This is a genomic window from uncultured Empedobacter sp., assembly GCF_937930195.1.
Lineage (GTDB): Bacteria > Bacteroidota > Bacteroidia > Flavobacteriales > Weeksellaceae > Empedobacter > Empedobacter stercoris.
This window is the reverse complement of record NZ_CALGVK010000052.1, coordinates 1-1,635: the sequence shown is the minus strand read 5'-3', so window position 1 is coordinate 1,635 and position 1,635 is coordinate 1. Positions and strand designations below refer to the sequence as shown.

At 31.9% G+C, this 1,635-nt stretch carries 2 protein-coding genes; both read right to left on the bottom strand.

From position 1 onward, the window contains the following. Positions 1-104: 104 nt before the first annotated feature. Positions 105-557, bottom strand: a complete 453-nt coding sequence (locus tag Q0616_RS02810; protein WP_225539701.1) for a GNAT family N-acetyltransferase — start codon at positions 555-557, stop codon at positions 105-107. Between the two features lie 74 nt (positions 558-631). After that, positions 632-1,635, bottom strand: a 1,004-nt coding sequence (dgt, locus tag Q0616_RS02805; RefSeq protein WP_298774924.1) for a dGTP triphosphohydrolase, incomplete at its 5' end; no start/stop codon positions are given.

Genomic DNA, 1,635 nt, shown 5'->3' with positions numbered 1-1,635 from the left:
TTATTTTATGGAAATGGTATGAAGGATTTATGAGATAGTTGAGATTAAGCGTTAAGCAAAAATAAAAACTCCAAATTTCATAAAATTTGGAGTTTTTTATTATTTTAAAAATTAACTGAGACATTAATCCATTCTGGATCAAAATCAGCGTTGTATTTTTTATAGAAATTGATTGCAGGCTCATTCCAATCTAAAACTTGCCAAACCATTCCGTGGTAATTATTTGCTTTTCCGTACGCAATTAACTCATCTAACAATAATTTTCCAATTCCAGATCCACGCATTTTTTCTGTTACAATTAAATCCTCTAAATATAATCGACGACCTTTCCAAGTTGAATAACGATCATAGTGTAACGCGATTCCTTCCACTTTACCATCTACTTCTGCTACCAAAGATCCCCAAACTGGTTTTTCTCCGAAGCCACATTCTTCCATTTCTTCTAAAGTTACTGTAACTTCTTCAGGTGCTTTTTCATATAAAGCCAATTCGTGAATTAACTCTAAAATTCGAGGACAATCTTCTTTTCTTGCCTCTCGTATTGTTACATTTATCATTGTTGTGTATTATTTATTTGTATCTTTTTTTGATTCTTCGAGAAGATCAGAATTAAAAACTTCTAACTTAGTACTTATATCGTCATTCCTATTTCTATTCCTTTTATGCGACGATATAACTCTGTTGCATAATTATCCGTCATTCCTGAAACATAATCTAAGATTCCCATCACTTTTTGATATTTCGTTCCTTTTTCATACAAAAATTGAGTAGGAACCAAACGTAAAGCTTTTTTCTCGAATGTCTTTCGTTCTTTTTCGTCTTTTAAGATTGGAGGAATAAATTGAGAAAGTAATTCTGACATGACATTATAACCTGCATTCTCAATCTCTAAAACTGAACGATGATTGTAAATATTTTCGATTGAAAAACGTTGAATTTCGTCCAAAACTCGTTTAGTTACTTGTTCTGTTTCATTTTTGATCACATCTAACAAAGCCGTTTTAAATTCACCTTTTACAATTTGATCAAAATTATTTTGATAGACCTCAACCGATTTTTGTGTCAATAAATTAATTGATTTTGCACGTAAATATGCAATTCGATCATTTTTATCTGAAATTGATTTCAATGTATTTTTTGTTTTATCAATTTGAGATGGATCTAAAGATTCGACCAAATTCAAAAATAATTTTCGGCATTTATCATGATCGATAATTCCTAAACGTTGTGAATCTTCGACATCGATTATCGAATAACAAATATCGTCCGCCGCTTCTACCAACCATACAAACGGATGTCGCTTGTAAATAATTGGCGAATCTTGTTCCAAAATCATATTAGTTTTTTCGGCAATTGTTCTGAACGCTTCTTTTTGAGCCTGAAAAAATCCGAACTTCTTACGATGCAATTGAGTTTTATCTTTTGCAATTGATTCGCAAGGATATTTTGCAATCGCTGCCAATGTAGAATACGTTAAACGTAAACCACCTTCGGACTTTCCGTTTTGTTGTTGCGTCAGAATTCGGATTGCATTTGCGTTACCTTCAAAATTGATTAAATCAGCCCATTCTGCTTCAGTAAAATATTGTTTCAAATCAGTTTCGTGACGATCAAAATAAGAGGCAATCGCATCTT

Excerpts from the sequence above, each read along its gene's own strand:
- Q0616_RS02810 (WP_225539701.1), bottom strand. The coding sequence starts at position 557 with ATGATAAATGTAACAATACGAGAGGCAAGAAAAGAAGATTGTCCTCGA.